24 protein-coding genes are annotated in these 21,759 nt (G+C 59.0%); 9 read left to right on the plus strand and 15 right to left on the minus strand.

Going from position 1 to position 21,759, the window contains the following annotated elements; translation table 11 throughout:
• Nucleotides 1-82: 82 nt before the first annotated feature.
• Entirely contained in the window at nt 83-1,618 is a 1,536-nt protein-coding gene (locus Q7U39_04895) for a M20/M25/M40 family metallo-hydrolase (GenBank protein ID MDO9117274.1), read from the plus strand.
• A 135-nt stretch (nt 1,619-1,753) separates the two neighbouring features.
• Here the strand turns inward: Q7U39_04895 and Q7U39_04900 are convergent, their stop codons facing one another.
• Entirely contained in the window at nt 1,754-2,194 is a 441-nt protein-coding gene (locus Q7U39_04900; GenBank protein ID MDO9117275.1) for a hypothetical protein, read from the minus strand.
• Between the two features lie 61 nt (nt 2,195-2,255).
• Here Q7U39_04900 and Q7U39_04905 point away from each other — a divergent pair, with 61 nt between their 5' ends.
• The 3 genes from Q7U39_04905 to Q7U39_04915 are packed head-to-tail and all read left to right on the plus strand — an operon-like array spanning nt 2,256 to nt 4,943.
• Nucleotides 2,256-3,827, plus strand: a complete 1,572-nt coding sequence (locus Q7U39_04905) for a TolC family protein (GenBank protein MDO9117276.1) — start codon at nt 2,256-2,258, stop codon at nt 3,825-3,827.
• Between the two features lie 6 nt (nt 3,828-3,833).
• On the plus strand, nt 3,834-4,547 hold the full coding sequence (locus Q7U39_04910) for a CPBP family intramembrane metalloprotease (protein MDO9117277.1): 714 nt from the start codon (nt 3,834-3,836) through the stop codon (nt 4,545-4,547).
• A gap of 57 nt (nt 4,548-4,604) precedes the next feature.
• A complete protein-coding gene (locus tag Q7U39_04915) occupies nt 4,605-4,943 on the plus strand; it encodes a DUF3147 domain-containing protein (protein ID MDO9117278.1) in 339 nt (112 codons plus the stop codon).
• Between the two features lie 12 nt (nt 4,944-4,955).
• On the opposite strand, the gene Q7U39_04920 is transcribed toward Q7U39_04915, so the two are convergent.
• The 3 genes from Q7U39_04920 to Q7U39_04930 all read right to left on the minus strand — a co-directional run bounded on the left by Q7U39_04920 (nt 4,956) and on the right by Q7U39_04930 (nt 6,724).
• Nucleotides 4,956-5,711, minus strand: coding sequence for an arylamine N-acetyltransferase (locus Q7U39_04920; protein ID MDO9117279.1), 756 nt, complete (start codon nt 5,709-5,711; stop codon nt 4,956-4,958).
• 106 nt (nt 5,712-5,817) lie between these two features.
• The gene (locus Q7U39_04925) at nt 5,818-6,393 is read right to left on the minus strand and encodes a hypothetical protein (GenBank protein MDO9117280.1); all 576 of its coding nucleotides are present in this window, start codon (nt 6,391-6,393) and stop codon (nt 5,818-5,820) included.
• 10 nt (nt 6,394-6,403) lie between these two features.
• Nucleotides 6,404-6,724 carry a heavy metal-binding domain-containing protein gene (locus Q7U39_04930; GenBank protein ID MDO9117281.1) on the minus strand — a complete coding sequence of 107 codons (321 nt, stop codon included), beginning with the start codon at nt 6,722-6,724 and terminating at the stop codon, nt 6,404-6,406.
• Nucleotides 6,725-6,836: 112 nt separating this feature from the next.
• Between Q7U39_04930 and uvrA the strand changes: the two genes are divergently transcribed.
• The gene (uvrA, locus tag Q7U39_04935) at nt 6,837-9,635 is read left to right on the plus strand and encodes an excinuclease ABC subunit UvrA (protein ID MDO9117282.1); all 2,799 of its coding nucleotides are present in this window, start codon (nt 6,837-6,839) and stop codon (nt 9,633-9,635) included.
• A gap of 5 nt (nt 9,636-9,640) precedes the next feature.
• Here the strand turns inward: uvrA and Q7U39_04940 are convergent, their stop codons facing one another.
• The 7 genes from Q7U39_04940 to Q7U39_04970 all read right to left on the minus strand — a co-directional run bounded on the left by Q7U39_04940 (nt 9,641) and on the right by Q7U39_04970 (nt 16,096).
• Nucleotides 9,641-10,831, minus strand: a complete 1,191-nt coding sequence (locus Q7U39_04940) for a CsgG/HfaB family protein (protein ID MDO9117283.1) — start codon at nt 10,829-10,831, stop codon at nt 9,641-9,643.
• Nucleotides 10,832-10,982: 151 nt separating this feature from the next.
• On the minus strand, nt 10,983-11,543 hold the full coding sequence (locus tag Q7U39_04945) for a YqgE/AlgH family protein (GenBank protein ID MDO9117284.1): 561 nt from the start codon (nt 11,541-11,543) through the stop codon (nt 10,983-10,985).
• A gap of 87 nt (nt 11,544-11,630) precedes the next feature.
• Entirely contained in the window at nt 11,631-12,422 is a 792-nt protein-coding gene (locus Q7U39_04950; protein ID MDO9117285.1) for a nitrilase-related carbon-nitrogen hydrolase, read from the minus strand.
• Nucleotides 12,423-12,528: 106 nt separating this feature from the next.
• A complete protein-coding gene (gene smbP, locus Q7U39_04955; protein ID MDO9117286.1) occupies nt 12,529-12,876 on the minus strand; it encodes a small metal-binding protein SmbP in 348 nt (115 codons plus the stop codon).
• An 87-nt stretch (nt 12,877-12,963) separates the two neighbouring features.
• Entirely contained in the window at nt 12,964-13,842 is an 879-nt protein-coding gene (locus Q7U39_04960; protein ID MDO9117287.1) for a sulfurtransferase, read from the minus strand.
• 23 nt (nt 13,843-13,865) lie between these two features.
• A complete protein-coding gene (locus tag Q7U39_04965; GenBank protein ID MDO9117288.1) occupies nt 13,866-15,155 on the minus strand; it encodes a multiheme c-type cytochrome in 1,290 nt (429 codons plus the stop codon).
• Nucleotides 15,152-16,096, minus strand: a complete 945-nt coding sequence (locus tag Q7U39_04970; protein ID MDO9117289.1) for a histone deacetylase — start codon at nt 16,094-16,096, stop codon at nt 15,152-15,154. The genes Q7U39_04965 and Q7U39_04970 overlap by 4 nt, the downstream gene beginning before the upstream one ends.
• Before the next feature lie 224 nt (nt 16,097-16,320).
• Between Q7U39_04970 and Q7U39_04975 the strand changes: the two genes are divergently transcribed.
• Nucleotides 16,321-16,638, plus strand: coding sequence for a tetratricopeptide repeat protein (locus Q7U39_04975; GenBank protein ID MDO9117290.1), 318 nt, complete (start codon nt 16,321-16,323; stop codon nt 16,636-16,638).
• Nucleotides 16,639-16,642: 4 nt separating this feature from the next.
• On the opposite strand, the gene Q7U39_04980 is transcribed toward Q7U39_04975, so the two are convergent.
• A complete protein-coding gene (locus Q7U39_04980; GenBank protein MDO9117291.1) occupies nt 16,643-17,488 on the minus strand; it encodes a hypothetical protein in 846 nt (281 codons plus the stop codon).
• A gap of 3 nt (nt 17,489-17,491) precedes the next feature.
• A complete protein-coding gene (locus tag Q7U39_04985; GenBank protein ID MDO9117292.1) occupies nt 17,492-17,821 on the minus strand; it encodes a hypothetical protein in 330 nt (109 codons plus the stop codon).
• A gap of 152 nt (nt 17,822-17,973) precedes the next feature.
• Here Q7U39_04985 and Q7U39_04990 point away from each other — a divergent pair, with 152 nt between their 5' ends.
• Together Q7U39_04990 and Q7U39_04995 are read left to right on the plus strand one after the other, a co-directional pair.
• Nucleotides 17,974-19,788: a M3 family oligoendopeptidase gene (locus Q7U39_04990; GenBank protein MDO9117293.1), complete on the plus strand. Its 1,815-nt coding sequence runs from the start codon at nt 17,974-17,976 to the stop codon at nt 19,786-19,788.
• Between the two features lie 120 nt (nt 19,789-19,908).
• Complete coding sequence (locus Q7U39_04995; GenBank protein MDO9117294.1) at nt 19,909-20,115, plus strand: (2Fe-2S)-binding protein; 207 nt, start codon at nt 19,909-19,911, stop codon at nt 20,113-20,115.
• Nucleotides 20,116-20,244: 129 nt separating this feature from the next.
• On the opposite strand, the gene Q7U39_05000 is transcribed toward Q7U39_04995, so the two are convergent.
• Both Q7U39_05000 and Q7U39_05005 read right to left on the minus strand, forming a co-directional pair.
• Complete coding sequence (locus Q7U39_05000) at nt 20,245-20,874, minus strand: NAD(P)H-dependent oxidoreductase (GenBank protein ID MDO9117295.1); 630 nt, start codon at nt 20,872-20,874, stop codon at nt 20,245-20,247.
• Nucleotides 20,875-20,927: 53 nt separating this feature from the next.
• Nucleotides 20,928-21,113 carry a hypothetical protein gene (locus tag Q7U39_05005; protein MDO9117296.1) on the minus strand — a complete coding sequence of 62 codons (186 nt, stop codon included), beginning with the start codon at nt 21,111-21,113 and terminating at the stop codon, nt 20,928-20,930.
• A gap of 156 nt (nt 21,114-21,269) precedes the next feature.
• Between Q7U39_05005 and Q7U39_05010 the strand changes: the two genes are divergently transcribed.
• A complete protein-coding gene (locus Q7U39_05010) occupies nt 21,270-21,743 on the plus strand; it encodes a DUF192 domain-containing protein (protein ID MDO9117297.1) in 474 nt (157 codons plus the stop codon).
• The last annotated feature ends 16 nt before the right edge of the window (nt 21,744-21,759 follow it).

Genomic DNA, 21,759 nt, shown 5'->3' on the forward strand with positions numbered 1-21,759 from the left:
CCTGGCTCGCCCCCACGGTGCAACCCGCTTGGCCCCCTGTGCTATCATCTTCGTCGGAAGCACGACAGAACGGGGCACCGAGATGACAAGCAGCCTGACCATAGCATTTCTTGCCACCTGCCGCATGGCCCTGTGCGTCATGATCTTGGGCCTGATCCATGCCGAACCAGTGCCGGCGCAGCCATCCGACACAGGGCTTCAAACTTCCCTGAACACCCTCTCAACCGAACGGATGCTGGCCGACATTCAAGCATTGAGCGCGCCCGCATTCAACGGACGGCAAGCCGCCACACCGGATGATCTGCAATCAGGACTCTGGGTGTGGGAAGCCCTTCGCGTAGCCGGCATGCGTTTCCCCAGCCTCTTCAACGGTCAGCTGATGATTCCGATGGCCAGCGGCAAAGAAGGAAGCGCCCTTGGCGTCATGGCCGCCATCATTCCCGCGCCACACATCGAAACAGACCCGACAGTCCACCTTGGCACAGCCGATCAACTAGTGACGACGCAAATCGGCGCCGACTATCTTCCCGTCTTCGATTCCCCCTCGGCTAATGTCCAAGGCCAAATCGTGTTCGTGGGCTATGGGATCGTCGATCCCGCGCGCGGCATCGATGACTATGCCGGCGTGGATGTCGCCAATCGCATCGTCCTCTTCCTGCGCGGCAAACCGGATCACTACCCGAAACCCGTCAGCCATGCCGACAAGGTTCGATTCGCACGAGACCGCGGTGCCCTCGCCTACCTGACCGCGACAGGACCGATTCTCAATTCCTATGACACTCGACGCGGTGTGACGGGAAGACCCAGCGCGTTCTACGGGCAACTCCCTCCCGATCACGCCATCCCCGGCACATGGATCAGCACGGCACTCGCAGAGCAGGTCCTTGCCACGCCGAGCGACGCAAACCGCCTTCGACATCTTCAGGAACAGCTCAATAAGGATGCTTCGGCCCGCGCAGTGCAAACAGATCACTACGCCGCGCTCCGCTGGAACGCCGTGACCCAGGAAGGGCTCCTGACGAACGTGATCGGCCTGCTCTCCGGCACCGGACCGGACGCGATCATCATCGGCGCCCATCGCGATCACTTCGGCCGGCCGGCCGGATTGCTCTTCCCCGGTGCCGACGACAACGCGTCAGGCACCGCCGTGATGTTGGAAGTGGCCCGCGCCCTAACAAAATCAGGCATGCGCCCGCAGCGCACGATCCTCTTTGTCTCCTTCAGCGGCGAAGAGCGCGACCTGCTCGGCTCGCGCCTCTACGTCACCCGCCCAATCGTCCCCCTCGCCTCAACCAAGGCCATGATCAATATCGACCATGCCGGGATCGGCAACGGACGATTGACGGTCGGCGTGACAGGGCTCGAGAAAGTTGTGGCGCAGCAGGCGGGGGAGCCAGTTGGTCTCGCATCCAAGCTTGATGTATTTGGATTCTTCCCCGGCGGCGACCACGTCCCGTTTAAAGAAGCCGGCGTACCAACCATTACCGTCGTCAGCGGCGGGGTCCATCCCCACTATCATCAGCCGACCGATACAACCGACACTATCGATCCCGACGTGCTCATGACAACCGCGCGCTACGTCCTGTCGTTGGCGTGGCAACTGGCGAACGAACCGTGAAGATGAAATTGCGGGATGCTCAAAAAGACTGTTCAGCAAGGCCGAAGCAAGCGAAGCGGCGAATCGTACTAAGTTCTGTACGTTAAGCCTCTGAGCGCCGCGGGAACGACGCTGACGGGCTTTCTCAGGATCCTGTTACGGAATTTCGTCGAGCAACGTCGAAGAAATCGAAGGCAGCGGACCTGTTTGTCTGGGAGGGCCGGGCAAGACCAGCGGGGATCCGCTCTGGTTGGCGCCCTGAATCAGGCCGATCGACAGTTGCGGACCGAAGGTCATCACCGCACCGCTCCAGGCCTGACCCGTCGTCGGGTTCCGAAAACTATACGTCTGCATATTGCCACCTGGCTGGTACAAATAACCTTGAGTTCCCTGCCCGTCGAGATAGAGATTCCCGGGCCCGGTGAGATTGAAGAGCGGCCCCACCCCGCCATCGAACGACCGCACGCCGGAGACCGTCTGCGCCGAAGCCGGTGCGCAGTCGATGAGCATAGCCCCTCCGCTCAGAGCTGCCGCGACAAGTGCACCCGTGAGCAACCGTTGCATCATAATCCTGACCGGTCGAATATGTTGAGCCATGACAATCTCCAGGCCATCAGTATAATATGAGCCCGTTCAGTCTGTCGATCAAGGAGGATTCATGAGGCCCGACACTCGTCTCGTTTCCGGCATGCCCAGATGGAGCAGCGGTATCGCCATCATGCTCATATTTCTGATAACCAGCCCCTGCTGGAGCCAAGGTCCCGCCAAGACAACAACCCCGGCGGAACGGCGCGACACTATTTCCCTGCCCGACGCCGCCGTACGGGCATTACAAAGTAACCTGGATATCTCCATCAGCCGCCAAACGAAAGAGAGCCGGATCTTCGATATTACCGTCGAGCAGGCCAAGTTCGATCCGACCTTCAGCGTGAACGGTCAATACAACCGCCAGGTCTCTCCGCTCAACCGGCCGGTCTTCGGCGGCACCGGCGGCGCCCTGACAGACATTCAGACTTTCGATCAACGCAACAGTTCCGTCACCGTCGATGCCACGCAGAATCTCATTACCGGCGGTAACGTCGATTTGAACTACAGCCCTGCTCGTACCAACGTGAACCAAAACCTGGCCACCGGATTCCTGTTCAATCCGGCCTACACCGGCGGCCTCGCCCTCACGTTGACCCAGCCCTTGCTGCGCAACGCGGGCATCGACGTGACCAAGACCTTCATCAAAGTCGCGCAGAATAACGCCGACGTCGAACAGCATGTCTTCCGGGATCGCGTCCTGACCGTCCTCGCCACCGTCGAACAAACCTACTGGGAACTGGTCTTTGCGAACGAAAACATGAAGGTCGCCCAGGCGGCCCTCAAGGCCGCGGAAGAATTGCTGGCGACTAACCGCGCCAAAACGAAAGCCGGCGTCATGTCGATCGTCGATGTCCTGCAGGCCGAAGCCGCCGTCGCGTCACGAGTAGAACAGGTGCTGGTGGCGGAAAAATCCATCCGCGACCAGGAAGATCAATTGCGCCGGCTGCTCAATCCCGGCGAAGATGAGCTGCGGCAGGACGTGCGCCTGACACCGACCGATGCGCCGGTTGTGGTGCTCGAACCCCTCAGCTTGCAGGAAGCCATCGATACCGCCATCGAACAGCGTCCGGAAATCGTCCAGGCCAAGAAAAATCTCGAGTCAGGTGAACTCAATAAACAGTTTGCCCGCAATCAGTTGCTACCCACCCTGTCATTTCAAGGCACGATGGGTATGGCCGGACTGGGCAAAGACTACGGCGATTCCGTCAGCAAAAATCTCAGCGGCGACTTTTACAATTTTGGCGCAGGGCTCGTCTTGAGCTATCCGCTCGGGAATCGCTCGGCGGTCAGCACCTATAACAAGCGCCAGCTCGAATTCAAAAATGCCGAAGCCTCCCTGGTAAGCGTGCGCCAGCAAATCATCGTGGGTGTGCGGGAAGCCGTCCGCCGCGTGCAGACCGATTTCAAGCGAATCGAGACCACCCGCTCCGCCCGCATCATGGCGGAAAAGCAGTTGCAGGCCGAGCAGGAGCGGCTAAAGGTCGGCTTGAGCACCACCCGCTTCGTCCTCGACTTCCAGCGCGACCTCGCCACCGCCCAAGGTAATGAACTCCGGTCGGTCGTCGATTACAACAAGTCGCTTTCCAATCTGGCGCGGCACAAGGCCACCACGCTGGATCGGTATAATCTGCAACTCCAATAGTTCCGTATGCCGACGCCTGAACCGAGCGAACAAGCGACCACGGTTCAGGCCAACGAACGAGGAGCAGCCCTGGCGCTGCTCCCGATCGCCGCGACCATCGTCTATTATCTCCTCCCCCCGTCACTACAGGACCGGACGCTCGTCCAATTCTCGCCGCAGGTCCTGGCCTATCTCGCGCTCGTCTTATGGACGACACACAACCGCCCAGTGCTTCCGCTTCTCGGTCTGCACCCGCAAGGATTGAGGTCCGGCCTCTCGTGGGGTCTCGTGATCGGCCTCGGCCTCGGTTGCCTTAACACCGTCATGATTCTCAAGGCCGTTCCCGCCATGGGCTTCGACATCATGTTTCTTAAGGACACCCCCCATGCCCGCATCCCTCTCGCTCTCATGCTGCCCTGGCTCATCCTCTGTATTGCCGTCTTTGTCGAAATCAACTTCCGGGGTTTTCTCCTCGGACGCCTCGCCGTGCTCGAATCTCCGCTGTGGCAATCCCCCCTTACCCGGCGCCTCTCGCCTCTGGCCCTCATCACCAGCGCCGTCGCATTTTCCTTCGACCCCTTCATGGTCACGACCTTCCAACACTTGCACTGGATCGCGATCTGGGATGGTCTCCTGTGGGGGGCCGTGCGGCTCAAAACCAACAACCTCTATATCTCCATCATCGCGCATGCCGTCGAAGTTATGGTGATGTATAGTACGGTGCGAATGGCACTTGGGTAGAATCGCTGCACAGGGTGCGAGGCAATCGAGAGCAAGCTATCGCAGGAGGAACGATCCGTGAACGACTGGGGCAGGTATGTACTCTATTTTCTCTTAGGCGGCACCATCGTCAGTGTGTCGACGTACCTTGGTGCGCAGGGCCGATCATTTCTCGCAGCCTTCGCCAGCACCTTCCCCGCCATCACCGGCGCCACGTTCATCCTGATCTATCTGAACGGCGGCAACGACGCCATCGTCAGCTACGCAAAGAATCTGCTGTGGTTCGTGCCGCCCTGGACGGTCTATGTCGTGTCCATGATCGTCGGCGTCCCGCGCTTCGGCTTCTGGCCGGCGATGGTCGGCTCCCTCACGCTCTATATGAGTTGCGTAGGCTTGGTGCGATTGATCATCCGGTAGGATCCGGAGGGCTTACGGCAGGACGATGCCAAAGTGCTCGTGAAGCACATGGGCGTATGCGGCATCACTCTCGACCACTGATTTCTCGTTCTTTCCGTTTCGCCGGATACTTAAACTCTGATCGACCAAGGTTGTACGTCCCTCTCTCGTCGGAATCGTACAGACCCGCCGCTGCATGAACAGCGAGTCCCTGGAATGGGAATGGAAATAGTTCGCGTATTGATAATCGACCGGCTGACACGGCTGAGTCGAGAAAGAATAGAGACTATCCCACTCACCATGAATCCATGCCTGCAACAGATACTCTCCCGATTCTCCTGAGAGGAGACGAAACCGTTCCTCCAACTGCCCGGCTTCATGCCCCACGGCCAGCGGGATTGGCTCAAGCAATCCGTTTCCACCAAAACCGACATCGACCAACCAGGGCTCCCCGCCGACTCTGACTAGTAGGACCTGATGGCTGCGCGGATAAGGCGGCTTCGCCCCATACCGCACCCGCGCGATCAGCCTCGTAACCTCAAACCCCATGGCCTCCAGGAGCAGACTGAAGAGACCATTCAACTCAAAACAGTACCCGCCGCGACGCGCGGTCACGATCTTGGCGAACAGATCGGCAGGCTCCAGGGACACCGGCACGCCCCGATAGCCGTCCAGATTCTCAAACGGCACCGCGAATACATGCGCAAGATGAAGCGTACACAACGTGTCGTGTGATGCTGCAGAGTCGCCCCGATAGTCAATGCGATCAAGATACGCAGAGAGATCCATAGTCACCTATGCCACATGAAGCGAGCTGAAACGATTATAGGCAGGAACTGACGACAGATCTATCACAGCTCGGCAGACAACATGCGGAAAGGGTGAAGTACCGGCGTTAGACAGAAGCAGGGAAATGCAGCCGGTTCATTTCGTTGAGGGTCGAGATCATCTGATTGAGGGCGTGGGTAACGGTGCGGCTGGCTTCCTGGGAGGGACTGTTGCTGCCGGTCCAGATATCGGGCGGGTTGGCGATCTCTTTCACGTTCTGACAAAAACGCGAGATGGTCTGTTTCCAGTGGGAAGCATCCGGGCTGGCATCGAGAAACTCGGCGCGATCGTTTGAGAACGGCTGCTCGAATTGCCCGGCGCGGAGTTGCCACATCTGCTCCATGGCCTGCTGCCGATCCGAGCCGAGCTCCAAGCCGTTCATCTTTTCGTTCAACGCAGCGAAGAACCCGCCGACCACATGCTCGACATGGGACTCAGGAAAGACGCCGACACAGGCTTGCATGAGCAGGAACTTGTGGAAGAGAAAGACCTCGGCGCTGATCCGGGCATCATTGGCGGAGGGATCGTAGGCCAGCGCGAGTTCGCGAAGAGCGTCCGCAGAAGCCCCTTCGAGACTGGAGCCCAGCAGCCGCGCGATCTGACGGCCCAAGCCAAGATATTCTGTATTCGACAGTAGTGCCATGGGCTGCCTGCTATTCGACGACTACCGCCGTCCCACTCGCACTCACCATGAGCATACTGCTGCTGGCGCCGATCGTTTCGTAGTCGATATCGATCCCGACAATGGCATTGGCACCGAGGTTCCTAGCCTGGTCGCGCATTTCGCCAATGGCAATATCCTTGGCCTTTCGCAACTCAGCTTCGTAGGAGGCCGACCGGCCGCCGACAATATCGCGAATCGATGCAAAGAAATCGCGGAAGATGTTCGCGCCAAGAATGGCGTCCCCGCTGACGAGCCCCAGATATTTGACCGCGCGCTTACCTTCAATGCTCGGTGTCGTCGTCAGAGTCATGCGTCCCTCCCGGTGGATGCCCCCATCCTCTCACTATTGAACGTGATCGCCAAGCCTTTCCCCGTTCCCTGTTGAAGCAGAGAGGACCGACTGCTAGGATCTTCCCTTTACCATGACTGGAGCGCGCGTCGTGGACATCACCCCTCTGCCCAAACCTCCATCTACCGATCTCATCGTCGAGGGTGCGCGGCAGAATAATCTCAAGAATATCTCACTCCGTATCCCACATAATCAGGTCACAGCCATCACCGGTCTGTCCGGTTCAGGCAAATCGTCCCTGGCCTTCGACACGCTCTTCGCCGAAGGCCAATGGCGCTATGTGGAATCCCTCTCGACTTACGCCCGCATGTTCATCGACAAGGTGGCGCGTCCCGACGTGGACCGCATCCTCAACGTGCGACCGGCGATCGCCATCGAACAGAAAAACCAGGTGCGCACCGCCCGTTCGACCGTCGGCACCACCACGGAAATAGCGGACCTGCTCCGGCTGCTCTTCGCCAAGATTGGCAAGCCCGTCTGTCCTGACTGTCACCAGGAAGCCCGCTCATTCCATCCCGATACGGTGGCCACCGAGTTGCTCGAACGTTTTTCAGACTCACGCGCGATGATCCTCTTCGCCGTGGCCTCCCCCACCGCCAAGTTGGAATCCGCATTCCTTCAATCCCTCCTGACTCGTGGATTTACCCGCCTCAAAGCCGGGAATGAGATCCTTGATCTGCTTGAGGCCACCCATCCGCCGCTCCACACAGAAACATCACTGCATGTCGTGCTCGACCGGCTTGTGATCCGGGCGGACAATCGAACCCGCCTCGTCGAAGCGATCGAGACCGCCTTCCGCGAGGGGGAAGGCCGCTGTGCGGTCGAGGTGATCGGTCACGGCGTTCACTCTTTCAGCACCAACTTTCTCTGCCAGCAATGCGGCCGAACCTTTGAACTGCTCAGGCCGATCCTCTTTTCCTTCAACCATCCTCTCGGCGCCTGTCCCGAATGCAAAGGCTTCGGCAACGTCCTCCGTTACGATCCGGACCTCGTCATTCCAGACCACGGCAAATCGCTCGCCGAAGGCGTCATCGAGCCCTGGAGCAAACCGGGAACGGACTGGTGGGAAAAACAGATGCTCCTGGCGATGAAACGGAAGGGCATCGACGTGACGGCCCCGTTCCGCAGCCTCCCGAAAGCGACCCAGACGCTGCTGTGGGAAGGTGACGATTCCTTTGACGGCATCAACAACTTCTTTGAGTACATGGAAGGGAAACGCTACAAGCTGCATGTGCGCGTGCTCTTGAGTCGCTACCGCACGCCGGTGGCATGTCCCGCCTGTCACGGCAGCCGATTGAAGCCGGATGCCCGCTTCGTGAAGATCGCCGGCACCGACATTCACGAGATCACTGACCAGACAATTGCAGGCCTGCTCGACTGGATGGAGACACTGACGTTGCGGCCGTTCGAACAGGAGATTGCCGCCGATATTCTCCGCCAGTTGAAAGCCAAACTGGGGTTCCTGCTGCGGGTCGGTCTCGGCTATCTCACGCTGGCGCGGCAAACGAAGACGCTCTCCGGCGGGGAAGCCCAGCGCGTCTCCCTCGCCAATCAACTCGGCGCCCGGCTGGTCGGCACTCTCTATGTGCTGGACGAACCGACCATCGGTCTCCATGCCCGCGACACCGATCTACTCGCCGGCATCCTCAAAGACCTCGCCGCCGTCGGCAACACCGTCGTCGTCGTGGAGCACGATCGCCATATGATCGAATCGGCCGACTATCTCGTTGAACTCGGCCCGCATTCCGGCGAACGGGGCGGCGAGATCATCTGCGCGGCCCCGGCCAAGGACTTTATCCAAGACAAGCGCGCCCTCACGGCCCGCTACCTCCGTGGAGAGGAGCACATCCCGCTCCCGAAATCCCGCCGGTCCGGTAACGGCAAGGTGCTCGTCATCGCGGGAGCCAACGAACACAATCTGAAAGATCTCGTCGTTCGCCTGCCGCTCGGCATGTTTATCTGTGTCACCGGCGTATCCGGATCCGGGAAAAGTACCTTGGTCGAAGACACGTTGTACCGCGCCCTGGCCCGCGCCTTTCGTGTGGATGCGCTCCCGATGGGACGCTTCAAAGCCATCAAAGGCATCGAGCACCTCAAGGGCGTGCGCCTCATCGATCAACAACCGATCGGCCGCACGCCCCGCTCCAATCCCATCACCTATCTGAAAGCCTTCGACGAAATCCGCCAACTCTTTGCCTCTGAACGAGATTCGCTCCGGCAGGGACTGACGCCGGGACACTTTTCCTTCAACACTACCGGCGGCCGATGCGAGCGCTGTGAAGGTGCCGGCGTGGAAAAGCTGGAGATGTACTTTTTCGAGGACCTATACGTGCCCTGCGAGGGGTGCGACGGAAAGCGGTTTAAGCCGGAGGTCCTGGCCATCCGCTTTCGCGGAAAAACCATTTCAGAGGTCCTGGCGATGACGGTGGATGACGCGGTGCAATTCTTCAACGGATCGCCGAAGCTGCAAGAGCGGCTGCACCTGCTCTCCTCCATCGGCCTCGGCTATCTGCGCCTCGGACAGTCCGCCACGACGCTCTCCGGCGGCGAAGCCCAGCGGCTCAAAATCGCCGCGGAGCTGAAAGATGGGTCGGCAAAAGATCTCCTCTACATCATGGACGAGCCGACGACCGGCCTGCATTTCGAAGATGTAAAGAAACTCCTCGCCGTCCTACACAAGCTGGTCAACGCAGGCAACACCCTGGTCGTCGTGGAGCACAATCTGGATGTGATCAAATCAGCCGACTGGGTCATCGATTTAGGACCCGAAGGCGGAGCAGCAGGCGGACAAATCATCGCGGAAGGAAGACCGGAACAGGTGGCAAAAGTGGCTGCGTCACATACGGGAATATTTCTCTCAGCACTGCTCTAATAACATCACAGCCCCGGTCTTGGTTCGGCCACGATGCCGAGTTCCAGCGGGAAACCGCCGCGGCGAATATCGAGCTTGAGAGATTGGCCTGCTTCGATCTGGCAGAGCCGCTTGGCTTCGCGTTCTGATTTCACTCCTGCCAGTGAAGACCCGTTACAGCCGACGACTTCATCTCCGACATGCAGTCCGGCTTTCTCCGCCGGGAGGCCGCTACGCAATTCCCGCACGACGTAGTAGTGCGCGCCGCCCGATTCGAGCAGCTCCCAATTCACGCCGATACGTCCGGAGCCGAGCAAGCCGGTCTGCGAACCAAAACGCGCCAGAATGCGATGGACGATGATCCGGGCTGAACTCTCCGGATCGTCGGTGGTCCGATCGGTCAAATGGCCTTCGCCATTGAAGAGAAGCTGGCCGGTTTCCACATCGATTATCCGCAGAGAGAGAGACACGCTGTTCGTCCGTGCTTCGGAGTGCTGCTCCCATTGCTGCACGCCGCCGACGATGATCGCGTGGGCTCCGACGAGCTTCCCGACCTTCAAGACGTTGGCATCGTCGGCATGGGTGAGCTGAATCACCTGTTCCTTCAACACTTCGTCGAGCTTGGCACGCTCGACCATGTTCATATCGAGATCCAATAACAACGTGGTCACAATCCCCGCCACGCGCGAGCCGGAGCCCGGCGCATTCGGCCCGTCTTCGAACAACATGACCGCCATGGTACGGTAGCGGTCGATGGTCTCCCGATTGATCGGCCCCAGCCCGGTCACGACCGGCTCAGGCCGGCCTGTACGGCCATCTGCGCGACCGTGCGGCACGCCGGCCACCTCACACGACTTTCGCCGCTGCAAGATGGCAACCGGGGGGCCCCATGTGCACAGCTCTTCATTCACCAGCACGACATGCTGGGGATACTCGCGCTGACGTTCCAGGGCGATATTGGTAAAGGGATAAATCACACAGCCGCCGATCCAGACGGAGATCGGACAGAGGCCCAGCTCATAGAGCCATTGATTGCGGGTTGTCAGTGAATACTCCCAGACGAGCATCCGGCCATCGTCCCGCAAGACGCGATCGGGACGGCCGATCTCACCGAGCACTTGCGCTTTGGTCATCGGCACGGCCAGCCGATCCAGCTTCGACTCGGATTTATAAATGGTGTACCCGACTCCGCAGTGGGAAGAGAGGAGTGCTGCCACGAAGAGACTGATCAGTCTTATGAACCGACCAACTGCAACAGGAGAACGGGGAAGGCATCCCATGCGGCAGCCTAACACTGCCGCCGACAGGCTTCAATGGAGTCGCCGGGCAATCGCTGCAGAGAAAATGGTCGCGACTTGAATGGGCCGTTCAATTACAAGATGGATCAAACGGCATGTCTGCGTAGTGTTTGTATGCATCCCCCAGGCTCAGCAGAATCTCCTGCCACACCTGCGCGGGATCTTTCTCAAACACGATCTTGGAATCGGCGGGCAAAGTAATCCAGGAACCGGTCTTCATCTCCGACTCCAACTGGCCAGGGCCCCAGCCCGAGTACCCGAGATAGGCGCGAAAGGAATCTTTGGTCGTCGGGCCGGTGAGGATCCGTTCGACCACGCCCATATCTCCGCCGAGGCACACCCCGTCAAACACATGGTGGGAATTTTCCGGCAGCTGGTCGACCCGGTATAGCAGCATGACGTGATTCGTCTGCACGGGCCCCCCGGCATAGAGCACATGACTCGCCCCTTCGATGATGGGCACCTGCGGGAGCGCTTCCGAGATAGACATGGCGGTCGGCCGATTGACCACGACACCGAGCGCGCCTTCATCCCCATGTTCACAGAGTAAGACCACGGTCTGGCGGAAATTGGGATCGCGCAGTTGGGGCGTCGCCACGAGGAAAATGCCCTTACCGAGTTCCATATCCATAAGAAGATCCTACCGTGCTCGCGTCCATGGCGCAAGCCTACGTTGAGAACGGCCGCTCAGCGACGGCCCGCGTTCTACGAGGGATTCCTACTTGTGATAGAGCGCGGAACGGCGATCGCCGAGCAGATCGTTGTAGCGGGTGAGCGCCTTGTTCCGCGCCTCGGTCGGATCGATGTCCACCACGGCCAGTTCTTCACGGTCGCGCGACGCGCGCTGCAGGATGACGCCACGGGAACTGACAACCTCGCTATTGCCGATAAATGTGAGGGCATCTTTCCCGCCGCGCGCTTCGGTTCCGATGCGATTGCACGTGACGGCGAAGATGCGATTCTCCAAGCAACGCACCGGCATGGAGTCCGGACAATTCGGCAAGACCAAATTGGAGGGATGGCAGATGATGTCGGCTCCCATGAGGGCCAGAGTCCGCGCAGATTCTGGGAAGTACCAATCGAAGCAGATCATGACCCCGATCTTGGCGGATCCGATATCCCAAACCTGAAAGCCGGTATCTCCAGGAGCGAAGCAGAGCGTCTCTTCAAAAAACAGATGGCTCTTTCGATAGCAGCCGAGCAATCCTGACGGCCCGACGACCACCGCCGAATTATAACAGTGCGCCCCTGCCCGCTCCGGCAAGCCGGCTACAATATGCATGCGCCGGCGCTTGGCCACTTCCACGAGCATCTTCGTCGTCGGTCCATCCGGCACCGGTTCGGATAGCGCCAGTGCTTCCTCGACCGACACAAACTGATACCCCGATGCACAGAGCTCCGGCAGGACCATGAGGTCGGCCTCGGTCTGTTCCAGCTTGGCACGAATCACCTCCAGGTTCTTCGCGACCTTGCCGAATTCCGGCTCATATTGGTAATACCCGACGCGCACTGCGCTCTCTCCCGCTCAAGCAAGAACGGGCAGGGTTGTTGCCCCCTGCCCGTTCCGAATACCCCGGCTGTCAACTGCCAGCCGGAAAATCTGTGCTGTCGATGCGTTACTTCACTTCCGACAAATGCGTGACGGCACCTTCGGCGTGCTGCGTGGCCACATCGGCATGACCGGCTTTGCCGTGTTCGATAGCTTCCTTCAGATGCTTGACGCCTTCGTCCAAGTGCGGATTCTTCACACCGGCCGCCTCGGCATGTTTGAGAGCGCCCTCAGCATGCTGCACCAGGGCATCGGCATGGCCTTGCTTGCCATGGGCCGCAGCTTCTTTCGCATGCTCGACGGCCTCAGCCACATGCTTATTATCGGCCAACGCCAGACCGGTCATCACCGGACCGGCAACGAACGCACTCACTGCCGCCAACATCACCAGGCTGCGACGAATAGAGATTGTCATAATGGCCTCCTTACAGGTTAATCATCTTATGAAAGGTACGGATAAGCATTCCTCGTGGATTCACCTTACACAGCGCGTTTTTGACTGTCAAGAAGGCCGCGCCGACTCGTTGAACCCCAGAATTTTCTGTAGCCCTTGTATGTCTTTTTCAACCGGACAGGCGAAATCCCGGCTCCACTCCCACCAGGATCCCGGATAGTTGCGGACATTCTGATAGCCCACGAGCTTCAGAATGAAATAGAGCCAGGCCGATCGGACACCGCCGGTGCAATAGCAGATGATCTCCTGCGAATCCTGTATCCCCTTGTCCTGCAGGGAATCCTTGATGGCGACGAAATCCTTGATCGTCGCGTCCTTGTTGAGAAACGTGTTCCACGCGACATGGATGGCCGAAGGGATATGCCCGGGACGCGGAATCCCCGACACTTCCTTGCCGAGATACTCCTCCAGGCTGCGCGCATCCAGGACAGCCGTCTGCGGATGCGCCTGACGGACGATGAGCTTTAACTCATCCTTGGTCATCGCAACACTCTTCACCGGCTTGGCTTTGAACGTGCCCGGCTTCGGCGTTTCACGGCCATGACCGAAGGGGCGCTTCTCCGCCGTCCACTTGACCCAGCCGCCGTCGAGCACCTTCAAGTTCTGATGGCCGAGATATTCCAGCATCCAGAACATGCGCCCTTCATCGCCCCAATTGTCGAAGGGATTGGAGTAGATGACCACTTCGCTGTCGTTGCTGATCCCCAATGCCGAGAGCTGCCGCTCGACCTGCGCGAGATCGGGATTCAGGAGCCCTTTCGGAATCGCATTCGGATCGCTGTATTCGTGCCAGGTCGAATGCACGGCGCCGGGAATGTGGCCGCCGAACTCATAGGCCGACTTTCCCCGGACATCGACAATCACCAATCCCGGCTGCCCGAGACGCTGTTGCAAGGTTTCCGTATCCATCAATAAAGGGTGTGTCATGTGGTTCCTTTGTTCGTACAGGATCAGCTTGCAGCCTTCACCTTGCAACTCGTTTCTTCCACTGGACGACTCAATGCGGTCTGCTGACGATTCTCCCGATCCAAGGCTGCTGCCAGTTTCTCAGAAAGAGGAAACTCCCGTTCGTAAATCACGAACCGATAGGGATCGTTCCCCGTCAGTCCATACTTGGTCCGGAGCATCTCATGCTGCCCGTCCGTCAGAATGTGGTACTGCACCCGCGCCTTGAGAATCAAGCCCTCTGATTTAGGGGGGATACGATAGGCAAAACTGTACTCCCGGCTCGCCAGAGGCAGGAGCCGGTTGTCGTACAGTTCGAGAATGGCCGGCTGCCAGAGAATCCAGCGCCCTATGGTCGATTTCTGTTGGTCCAACACGTTCTTCTGCGCGTCCTCGACGGAAAACTCGATAGTAAAGTGCCGGTCGGGATCGCCGGTCGGGATCTTGTGGCCCGCGCCGGCATTGATCAGGTTCAGCGTAACGGCGATTTCGTCCCCTGGTTTGGGTTGCGGGGTGTCCGTCTTGACCTCGATCGCCACCGCCCGTTGAATCATGTCCGGATCATGCCCGCCTCGCCACAGATGTCGGCGGCCATGGCGAATGGGGCTATCCGGCGCCACCGGGCGAGTCACCTCGGGCATGTGGCAACTCTGGCAAATGAAGCCCCGTTCCTGCATGAAGAACTTGCCTTCGTACTCGGCATAGGTCCCGCAAGGGCCTACATTGTAAAACTGGGCGGGACCTGAGACGACATTGTGACAGCGCTGACAGACCTGCGTAGTTCTGAAGTTCGGATCGAACTTCGTGGGATGCGGCGCGGCAGAATCTTCGAAGGGACCATAGATCACCCCGTCGCGCACATGGCAGGCGGCGCAGGTGACCGACTCCTTTTGATAGGCGGGATCATAGTGCGGGTTCGGCTCCTGCACCGCCTTTTCCACACGACCGCGCGGGATATCCTTCACCAAGGTCGGCTGCTGATTTTCCAGCGGCGTGTGGCAGTTCAGACAAACCCAGATGTTCTTGTCTTTCTTCCAGTAAGCCTGAAAAAATGGATCTTCATACGCCTTGGCATGGATGCTGGTCTTCCACTCGTCATAAATCTCGCGATGGCACGATCCGCACGATTCGGCGCTTAGACTCGTCAAACCCTCGGGCACTTTCTGAAACGGAATCGCATGCGCATACTCATCGCGCAAACCGAATATCACGACGGGCTTGATCTCGGTGTAGTAGACGTAGATCGCAGCGGCCAGACCGACGACGCCCAACCCGATTTTCACCAGCCGCGTCATGATGCCAACAACCCGCACACGTGGGCGTCCACCGAGGCCGCCAGAGCCGTGAGATTGTATCCCCCTTCGAGAGACGAAAGAATGCGCCCCTGCGCGTACGTCCTGGCAATACCGGCCACGATGCCGGTCAACTCCGCATAACCCGCCTCGGTCAATCCCATACTGGCAAGCGGATCGTCTTTATGCGCATCGAATCCGGCTGAGATGATCACCAGCTCAGGCTTGAACCGTTCCGCCGCCGGCACCAGCACCTTGTGGAAGACGGCGCGATATTCGTCGTCCCCCTCTCCCGCTTCCATCGGCACGTTGATCGTGTAGCCTTCCCCTGCGCCCCGGCCTCGCTCCGATTCGCGACCCGTACCGGGGTAGTGCGGAAATTGATGGGTGCTGAAAAACAGGACCGAGGGATCGTCTTCAAAACTGTGTTGCGTGCCATTGCCGTGATGCACGTCCCAATCGACGATCAGCACTCGGGAGAGGCCATGCTTCTTCTGGACATAGCGCGCGGCAATGGCCACATTGTTCAACAGACAAAACCCCATCGCGCGATTGGCTTCGGCATGGTGTCCCGGAGGCCGCACCGCGCAAAAGACATGCTCAACCTGCTTCGCCATCATCGCATCGACCGCGGCCAGCGCGCCTCCGGCCGCCAGATAGGCGGCGGTCAGCGAACCAGGAGACATGGACGTATCGGGATCGAGCGGCACGCGCCCGTTCGTAGGGGCGTGCTGCTTCAGCGACGCAAGGTAGGCTGCCGTGTGTACTTTCGTGATCCATTCATCCTCGGCCATCCGCGGCTCGATCCTGGTCAATTGCGCCATCGTGCCGCTCTGTTCCAGCTGCTGCATGATCGCGCGCAGCCGGTTCGGCGACTCGGGATGGCCCATCCCCATGTCGTGTTCGAGATAGGCCGGATGATAGACAAGACCCGTCTTACCCACAACTGCTCCATTTTACAGGCTAAACAGGACGCTCAAAATGGCTCCCCGGCAAGGCCGCAGCGAGAGAGATGCCATGGCGTACTTCTCAGTACGTTAAGGCGTTGAGCGACGCGAGAACGAAGCTGGCAGACATTTTCAGCGTCCTATCGAATCGTAGCACGCAGGAATCGGCATAGACAACGAGCGCCCGCCGCTGCTATCGTCGAAGGAACTGGAGGAGCCCCATGCCCAATCCCCGTATCGAACCGCTAAAGAGAGTGCTCGCGATTGAACCGACGGACGACGTCGCATGGTTCGGTCTCGGGAAAGCCTATATGGAAGACGGCAACTTCGACGAAGCGGCCAAGGCCTTGCAGCAATGCGTCACAGTGAAGCCGACCTATTCAGCGGCCTACTACGCGCTCGCGCAATCCCTGCACAAACTCGGCCGGATCGACGAATGTCGTGCGGTGGCGGTCACCGGCATTGACGTCTCGACGAAGAACGGCGATGCGATGGTGACGAAGAATCTGGAAATGCTGAAGAGCTCGCTTCCCGCCTGACCGCTTAGAGCACCTGCCGAAAGGTCTCTTCCTGTAACTCTGTCAGCGGTGACAGGACACCGGGATTCTGCACCAGCATCCGGACACGGGGATAGCCTCGCTGCCGCTTCGGCCGTTCGACGAGGTCGACGTTGGCCAGTCTCGTCCCTGCCTTCGACGGCAATGGCTCCACATCCCACAGGGCAATCATCACGGCACTGAGCTGCCGCAATGTCGTGAGAAGCACCGTCACCGAACCGGCCAGCGCTTTCAGATCCAGCCAGATTTCTTCATGCCGGCTCGTCTTGTCCCCTAACAGATCTGCACGCGGGACGGAGATACAGAGCACCACCGGATCGCAGTAGTCGGCCAACTGCTTCGCCTTCTGCCGGATGCGGGCGAGGATGCGATGGATCAGGATGACGCCCCGATCCTCTTCATCGCCTTGCACATCGACCTCCGCCAGTCCCCGAACCGGCAACTGCCGACGTTCTGCGGAGCCCACCATCGCGGTCGCTTCGACGAAAAATCGTTCCCGGCCCAGATAACATTCTAAATCGGCCGTCCGCGCCTGCGACTCCGGCAGAAAGTTCACCCGGGCACCGACACGGATCAACTGGGTGGCCAACTCCAATTCAGCCAGCGCGGACTCTCTGACACCGTAATTATAGTGGGTCAGGCGGGGGACGAGGCGACCTAATCGAAGATGACTGGCTGCATCGCCGCAATGCTGCTGAACCGTCGAGCAGCGTTCTTCAAGATCGCGGGACAGCCCTTGCTCTTCCCGCTTCCAGGCGGGCAGCGGAGACTGATGGCCGTCCCGAAGATGGGTGACCAATTTGAACGTGTTTCGAGGTCGGAACCGTGCCATGGCTCACACCGCTTCTGTTCCCTCGTCATCACCGGAAGCCAACCCCAACGCTTCCGGCTGGCGCTTCGACACTTCTTCATACACTTCATCCAACCACCGGCTGGCACAGCCGAGGACTTCGCGAACCAACGGCTCAGGTTGCCCGGTGCGCTTGATGGCCCATTGAGTCACATATTCCAGCAATGTCGCCCGTTCAAATTGCCGCGACGACTGCGAGGCAATGGCCGACAATTCGCCCAGACCCGTGTTGATGATGTCCGCCACAATCTCCCGCGCATACGAGGTGCTGGCCGTCACGTATTGGATCGCTCGATTGAGTTCTTGATCGGTCATGCTCGATTCCTTTCCAGCCGGATTTTCACATCCTGTCGGACCGCTGTCAACGCAGCGGTGGCCATAGCATCTCTCGTTTTTTCTCCGCGCTTGACCGGCCTCCAATGGTATGATCTCGGCTCATTCACCCCTGTGTCACGAAGGAGACGACGATGGCCGGCAGATCCTCTACGCGAACCGCTTCGACATCACGCCAATCCAAAACTCAGTCTTTCTCAGACAAATGGGACCTGACCCATCTCGTCAAGAATCCGACACGCCAACTCGATGCGCTCCTGGCCGAGTTGGAAGCGAAGGTAGTGCAGATCGAATCCGCCCGGCCCGGCCTTTCTCCGGCGATGCCCAACCAGGATCTTCTCGCCTTATTGCGGTGCAGCGAGGCCATCGCGCAAGGTTCATCCAGATTGGGCGCTTTTGCCTATCTCTGGTTTTCAGAAAACACCAAGGACGACGCGGCCCGCTCGTTCAAGACGCAGGTCGAGGAACGACTGACCGCCCTCAGTAACCGTCTGCTGTTCTTTGAACTCTGGTGGCAAAGCGTCGACGACACCAATGCCGCCCGTCTGATGGCCGATGCCGGCGACCTGCGATATCACCTGGAAACCATCCGGCGGTTCAAGCCGCACACGTTGTCCGAACCGGAAGAGAAAATCGTCAACCTGAAGAATGTGACGGGACGCAGCGCGATCCATACGCTCTACGACATCGTGACCAATGGATTCACCTTCACGCTGACGGTCGGCGGGAAGAAGAAGACGATGAGCCGCGAGGAATTGATGGCCTATGTCCGCAGCCAGAAGGCCTCCGTGCGGCAGGCGGCGTATCAAGAACTCTACCGGGTGTTTTCAGGCCAGCGCGACCTGCTCGGCGAAATCTACAAGACGCTCGTGAACGACTGGAAGTCGGAAAACCTCGGGCTCCGCCACTTTGGCTCTCCGATTGCGACGCGCAACCTCGGCAACGATGTCCCCGACCGGGCCGTCGACGTGCTGCTCTCAGCCTGCGCCAAGAACGCCGACATCTTTCAAACCTATTTCAAACTCAAAGCGAAGATTTGCAAGATCACGCCGATGAGCCGCTATCACCTCTATGCGCCCCACCGCACAGAGGCCAAGAAGTATAAGTATGCAGACGCGGCAAAAATGGTGCTGGAGGCCTATCGCGGATTCTCTCCCCGCCTGGCCGATCTGGCAGAGCAGGTCTTCACAGACCGGCACATCGACGGCCCGACCCGTTCAGGGAAGCTCGGCGGCGCCTACTGCTACAGCGTCGTCCCCGGCATGACGCCCTATGTAATGCTGAACTACACCGGCGAAGCCCGCGACATCGCCACCATGGCTCATGAGCTGGGACATGCCGTCCATGGCATGATGGCCAAGGATCACTCCGTCTTTACCTTCCACTCGACGCTTCCACTCGCGGAAACCGCCTCGGTCTTCGGCGAACGGATTCTCTCCGATGCGTTGATGTCTCAAGAGCGCAACAAGGCCGTTCGCCAGGGACTGCTGATCGGCCAGCTCGATGATATCTATGCGACGGTGTTACGCCAGGCCTATTTCGTCCGCTTTGAAAAGCTGGCGCACCAGATGGTGGGGGAAGGCGCGACGGGTGACCAGCTGGCAAAAGCCTACCTGGGCGAACTCCGCCAACAGTTCGGCAAGGCCGTCAAAGTCCCAAAGGAATTTCAGTGGGAATGGCTGAGTATTCCCCATATCTTCGCCAGCCCGTTCTATTGCTATGCCTACAGCTTCGGCAATCTGCTCGTGCTGGCCTTGTACCGCATGTACAAGGAACAAGGCGCCGCCTTTGTTCCCAAATACCTGGAACTCCTGGAGACCGGCGGATCTGAAGCTCCCCGCGACATTCTGGCCAAAGTGGGCGTCGATATGACGGCTGAAGCCTTCTGGCAGTCAGGATTCGACACGATTCGCGAAATGGTCGTCCAATTGGAAGCGACCCTTTCCTGATAGAGCGACCATCTCAGAACAGCGAAATGCCCTACTCCTGGCTTATCGAAAGAGGCTTGACAGAATCCCCACATGCTGGCATACTGAGAATGGTTATCATAATCGTTCATGGAGGTTGCCATGTACGTGTGTCTCTGCAACGGAATTACTGAATCGGATGTGCGGGAAGCCGGCCGGGCCGGCCATGTGACTCCCTGCGCCCTCAAAGCCAAGTTCAAGCTCAAGGGAAACGGCTGTTGCGGACGTTGCGCGAAGAATATTTGCGAGTTCGTCGAGATTGCGGCTCAAGGATCAGCGACCTCCTGCCCCCGCACAACCGACCGATAACTCTCTTTCCGACTTCACCTCACAGCGAACCACGCTCCCGCTCGAAAACGCGACAGGCGATCAAGACCGCTTTTTGGTCACTCGCTGACTGTCCGGCCATTCAGGAAACTTCAGATTGTCGGAAATGACTTAGCGGGAAGGCGCCGAGTGGATGAGTCGCGCGACTTCGGCGACCCGTTGGCCTAAGGCGCGAGCCTCAGCCAATTCTTTGTTGTCGATGCCGGGGCTGTCGCCTTCCGTGGTTGCAGAGGCGCCAAAGGCACCGCCGCCACTGACCACGATCATGTGATTCCCGAGCATCGCCGCCAGAATAGTCAGCATCGTTACTTCTTTGCCGCTCGAGATCTGCCCACCCGTGGCGAAGGCCGCCCCGACCTTATTTTTCATCTTGAAGTCCGGAAAGACCCCGAACTTAAACTGCCAATTGTCGAAGAAGGTCTTCACCTCGCCCGACATATTGGACCAGTAGACCGGCGAGCCGACGATGACCGCATCGGATGAAAACAAATCATCCGCCGTGACCTGCCCGACACGCTTCATCACAATCACGGCTCCCGGAACGCCCTTCGCGCCTTCGACCACTGCTTCGGCCATTCGTTCGGTATTGCCAGAGAGGGAATGATACGCGACGAGGATCCTGATGGGTGTGGGAATAGACTCGTCCGCAGAGACCGCACTGACTCCAAAAAAGGCGGAACCAATAAGTAGACAGACGGCTAAGGCGTTAGGCAAGAAAGGACTGGGGGCTGCGGTGGGCACAGGACCAGTGGCATGACCATGGCCCTTATGCCCAGCCAGAGATACAAACCGGATCACCGACGAAACGTTTCCTCTTCCATCCGCTCTTCGACGGAGACATCCGTGAGGGCTCCGCGATACTCGCAACGATGACAGCGCACGCGCCAAGCTTCAATCCATTTTTCCTGGACGTACGACTGGCGGCAGCTCGGACACACAAACACCCCTTTGACGTAATGAACCTTGCGAACTTCCTTCATGCGGGCCTCCAGGCTGAGATGGCCGAGGATGGCACAGGTCTCCTCGGGATTGCAAGACGGCCAACCCCGCCCGCGTTTCCTATATTGTTCCACGCCATCATGCGGCGGCCATACCCATACCTTGACTGCCACCATGCCGGCCAGTACCATGCCTCTATGTTCATTCGAGTGATCCTGATTGCGTTCGTGGTGCTTAGCCTGGCTGGTCCATCAAACGGAGACGCCACGCCGCCGGCCGGCAGTCCCGCTGCGCGGCTGATCCCTGTGAAAACCCCTTCCGGGACCGTCGTGCAAGCCGAAATCGCCGACACTCCTCAGAAGCGCGCCGCCGGGTTGATGTACCGCGATCACCTCAAAAAAGACCACGGCATGATGTTCTTCTTCGACCAGGCCCAGGAGTGGACCTTCTGGATGAAGAACACCCTGATCGCGCTTGATCTGATTTGGATGGATGATAAAAAACGCGTCATCCACATCGAACGGAACGTGCCGATTTGCACGAGAACGGATGATTCCTGCCCCCAGTACCGCCCGAACGACGGGGCGATGTACGTACTGGAGATTGCCGCCGGAACCGTGGATGGATTGAAGATCGAGAAGGGCACAAAACTGCAGTTTGCGAATCCGTAAGACCTGCGGGCCAGCC

Origin of the sequence: Nitrospira sp., assembly GCA_030653545.1 — a bacterium.
GTDB lineage: Bacteria > Nitrospirota > Nitrospiria > Nitrospirales > Nitrospiraceae > Nitrospira_D.

Coding starts and splice junctions, on each gene's coding strand:
- Q7U39_04910 (MDO9117277.1), top strand. CDS start 3,834: ATGCCGACGCCTGAACCGAGCGAACAAGCGACCACGGTTCAGGCCAAC.
- Q7U39_04995 (MDO9117294.1), top strand. CDS start 19,909: ATGTACGTGTGTCTCTGCAACGGAATTACTGAATCGGATGTGCGGGAA.
- Q7U39_05010 (MDO9117297.1), top strand. CDS start 21,270: ATGTTCATTCGAGTGATCCTGATTGCGTTCGTGGTGCTTAGCCTGGCT.
- Q7U39_04975 (MDO9117290.1), top strand. CDS start 16,321: ATGCCCAATCCCCGTATCGAACCGCTAAAGAGAGTGCTCGCGATTGAA.
- Q7U39_04990 (MDO9117293.1), top strand. CDS start 17,974: ATGGCCGGCAGATCCTCTACGCGAACCGCTTCGACATCACGCCAATCC.
- Q7U39_04945 (MDO9117284.1), bottom strand. CDS start 11,543: ATGGATATGGAACTCGGTAAGGGCATTTTCCTCGTGGCGACGCCCCAA.
- uvrA (MDO9117282.1), top strand. CDS start 6,837: ATGACTGGAGCGCGCGTCGTGGACATCACCCCTCTGCCCAAACCTCCA.
- Q7U39_04925 (MDO9117280.1), bottom strand. CDS start 6,393: ATGGCACTACTGTCGAATACAGAATATCTTGGCTTGGGCCGTCAGATC.
- Q7U39_04960 (MDO9117287.1), bottom strand. CDS start 13,842: ATGACACACCCTTTATTGATGGATACGGAAACCTTGCAACAGCGTCTC.
- Q7U39_04980 (MDO9117291.1), bottom strand. CDS start 17,488: ATGGCACGGTTCCGACCTCGAAACACGTTCAAATTGGTCACCCATCTT.
- Q7U39_04920 (MDO9117279.1), bottom strand. CDS start 5,711: ATGGATCTCTCTGCGTATCTTGATCGCATTGACTATCGGGGCGACTCT.
- Q7U39_04905 (MDO9117276.1), top strand. CDS start 2,256: ATGAGGCCCGACACTCGTCTCGTTTCCGGCATGCCCAGATGGAGCAGC.
- Q7U39_04895 (MDO9117274.1), top strand. CDS start 83: ATGACAAGCAGCCTGACCATAGCATTTCTTGCCACCTGCCGCATGGCC.
- Q7U39_04965 (MDO9117288.1), bottom strand. CDS start 15,155: ATGACGCGGCTGGTGAAAATCGGGTTGGGCGTCGTCGGTCTGGCCGCT.
- smbP (MDO9117286.1), bottom strand. CDS start 12,876: ATGACAATCTCTATTCGTCGCAGCCTGGTGATGTTGGCGGCAGTGAGT.
- Q7U39_04930 (MDO9117281.1), bottom strand. CDS start 6,724: ATGACTCTGACGACGACACCGAGCATTGAAGGTAAGCGCGCGGTCAAA.
- Q7U39_05005 (MDO9117296.1), bottom strand. CDS start 21,113: ATGAAGGAAGTTCGCAAGGTTCATTACGTCAAAGGGGTGTTTGTGTGT.
- Q7U39_04985 (MDO9117292.1), bottom strand. CDS start 17,821: ATGACCGATCAAGAACTCAATCGAGCGATCCAATACGTGACGGCCAGC.
- Q7U39_04900 (MDO9117275.1), bottom strand. CDS start 2,194: ATGGCTCAACATATTCGACCGGTCAGGATTATGATGCAACGGTTGCTC.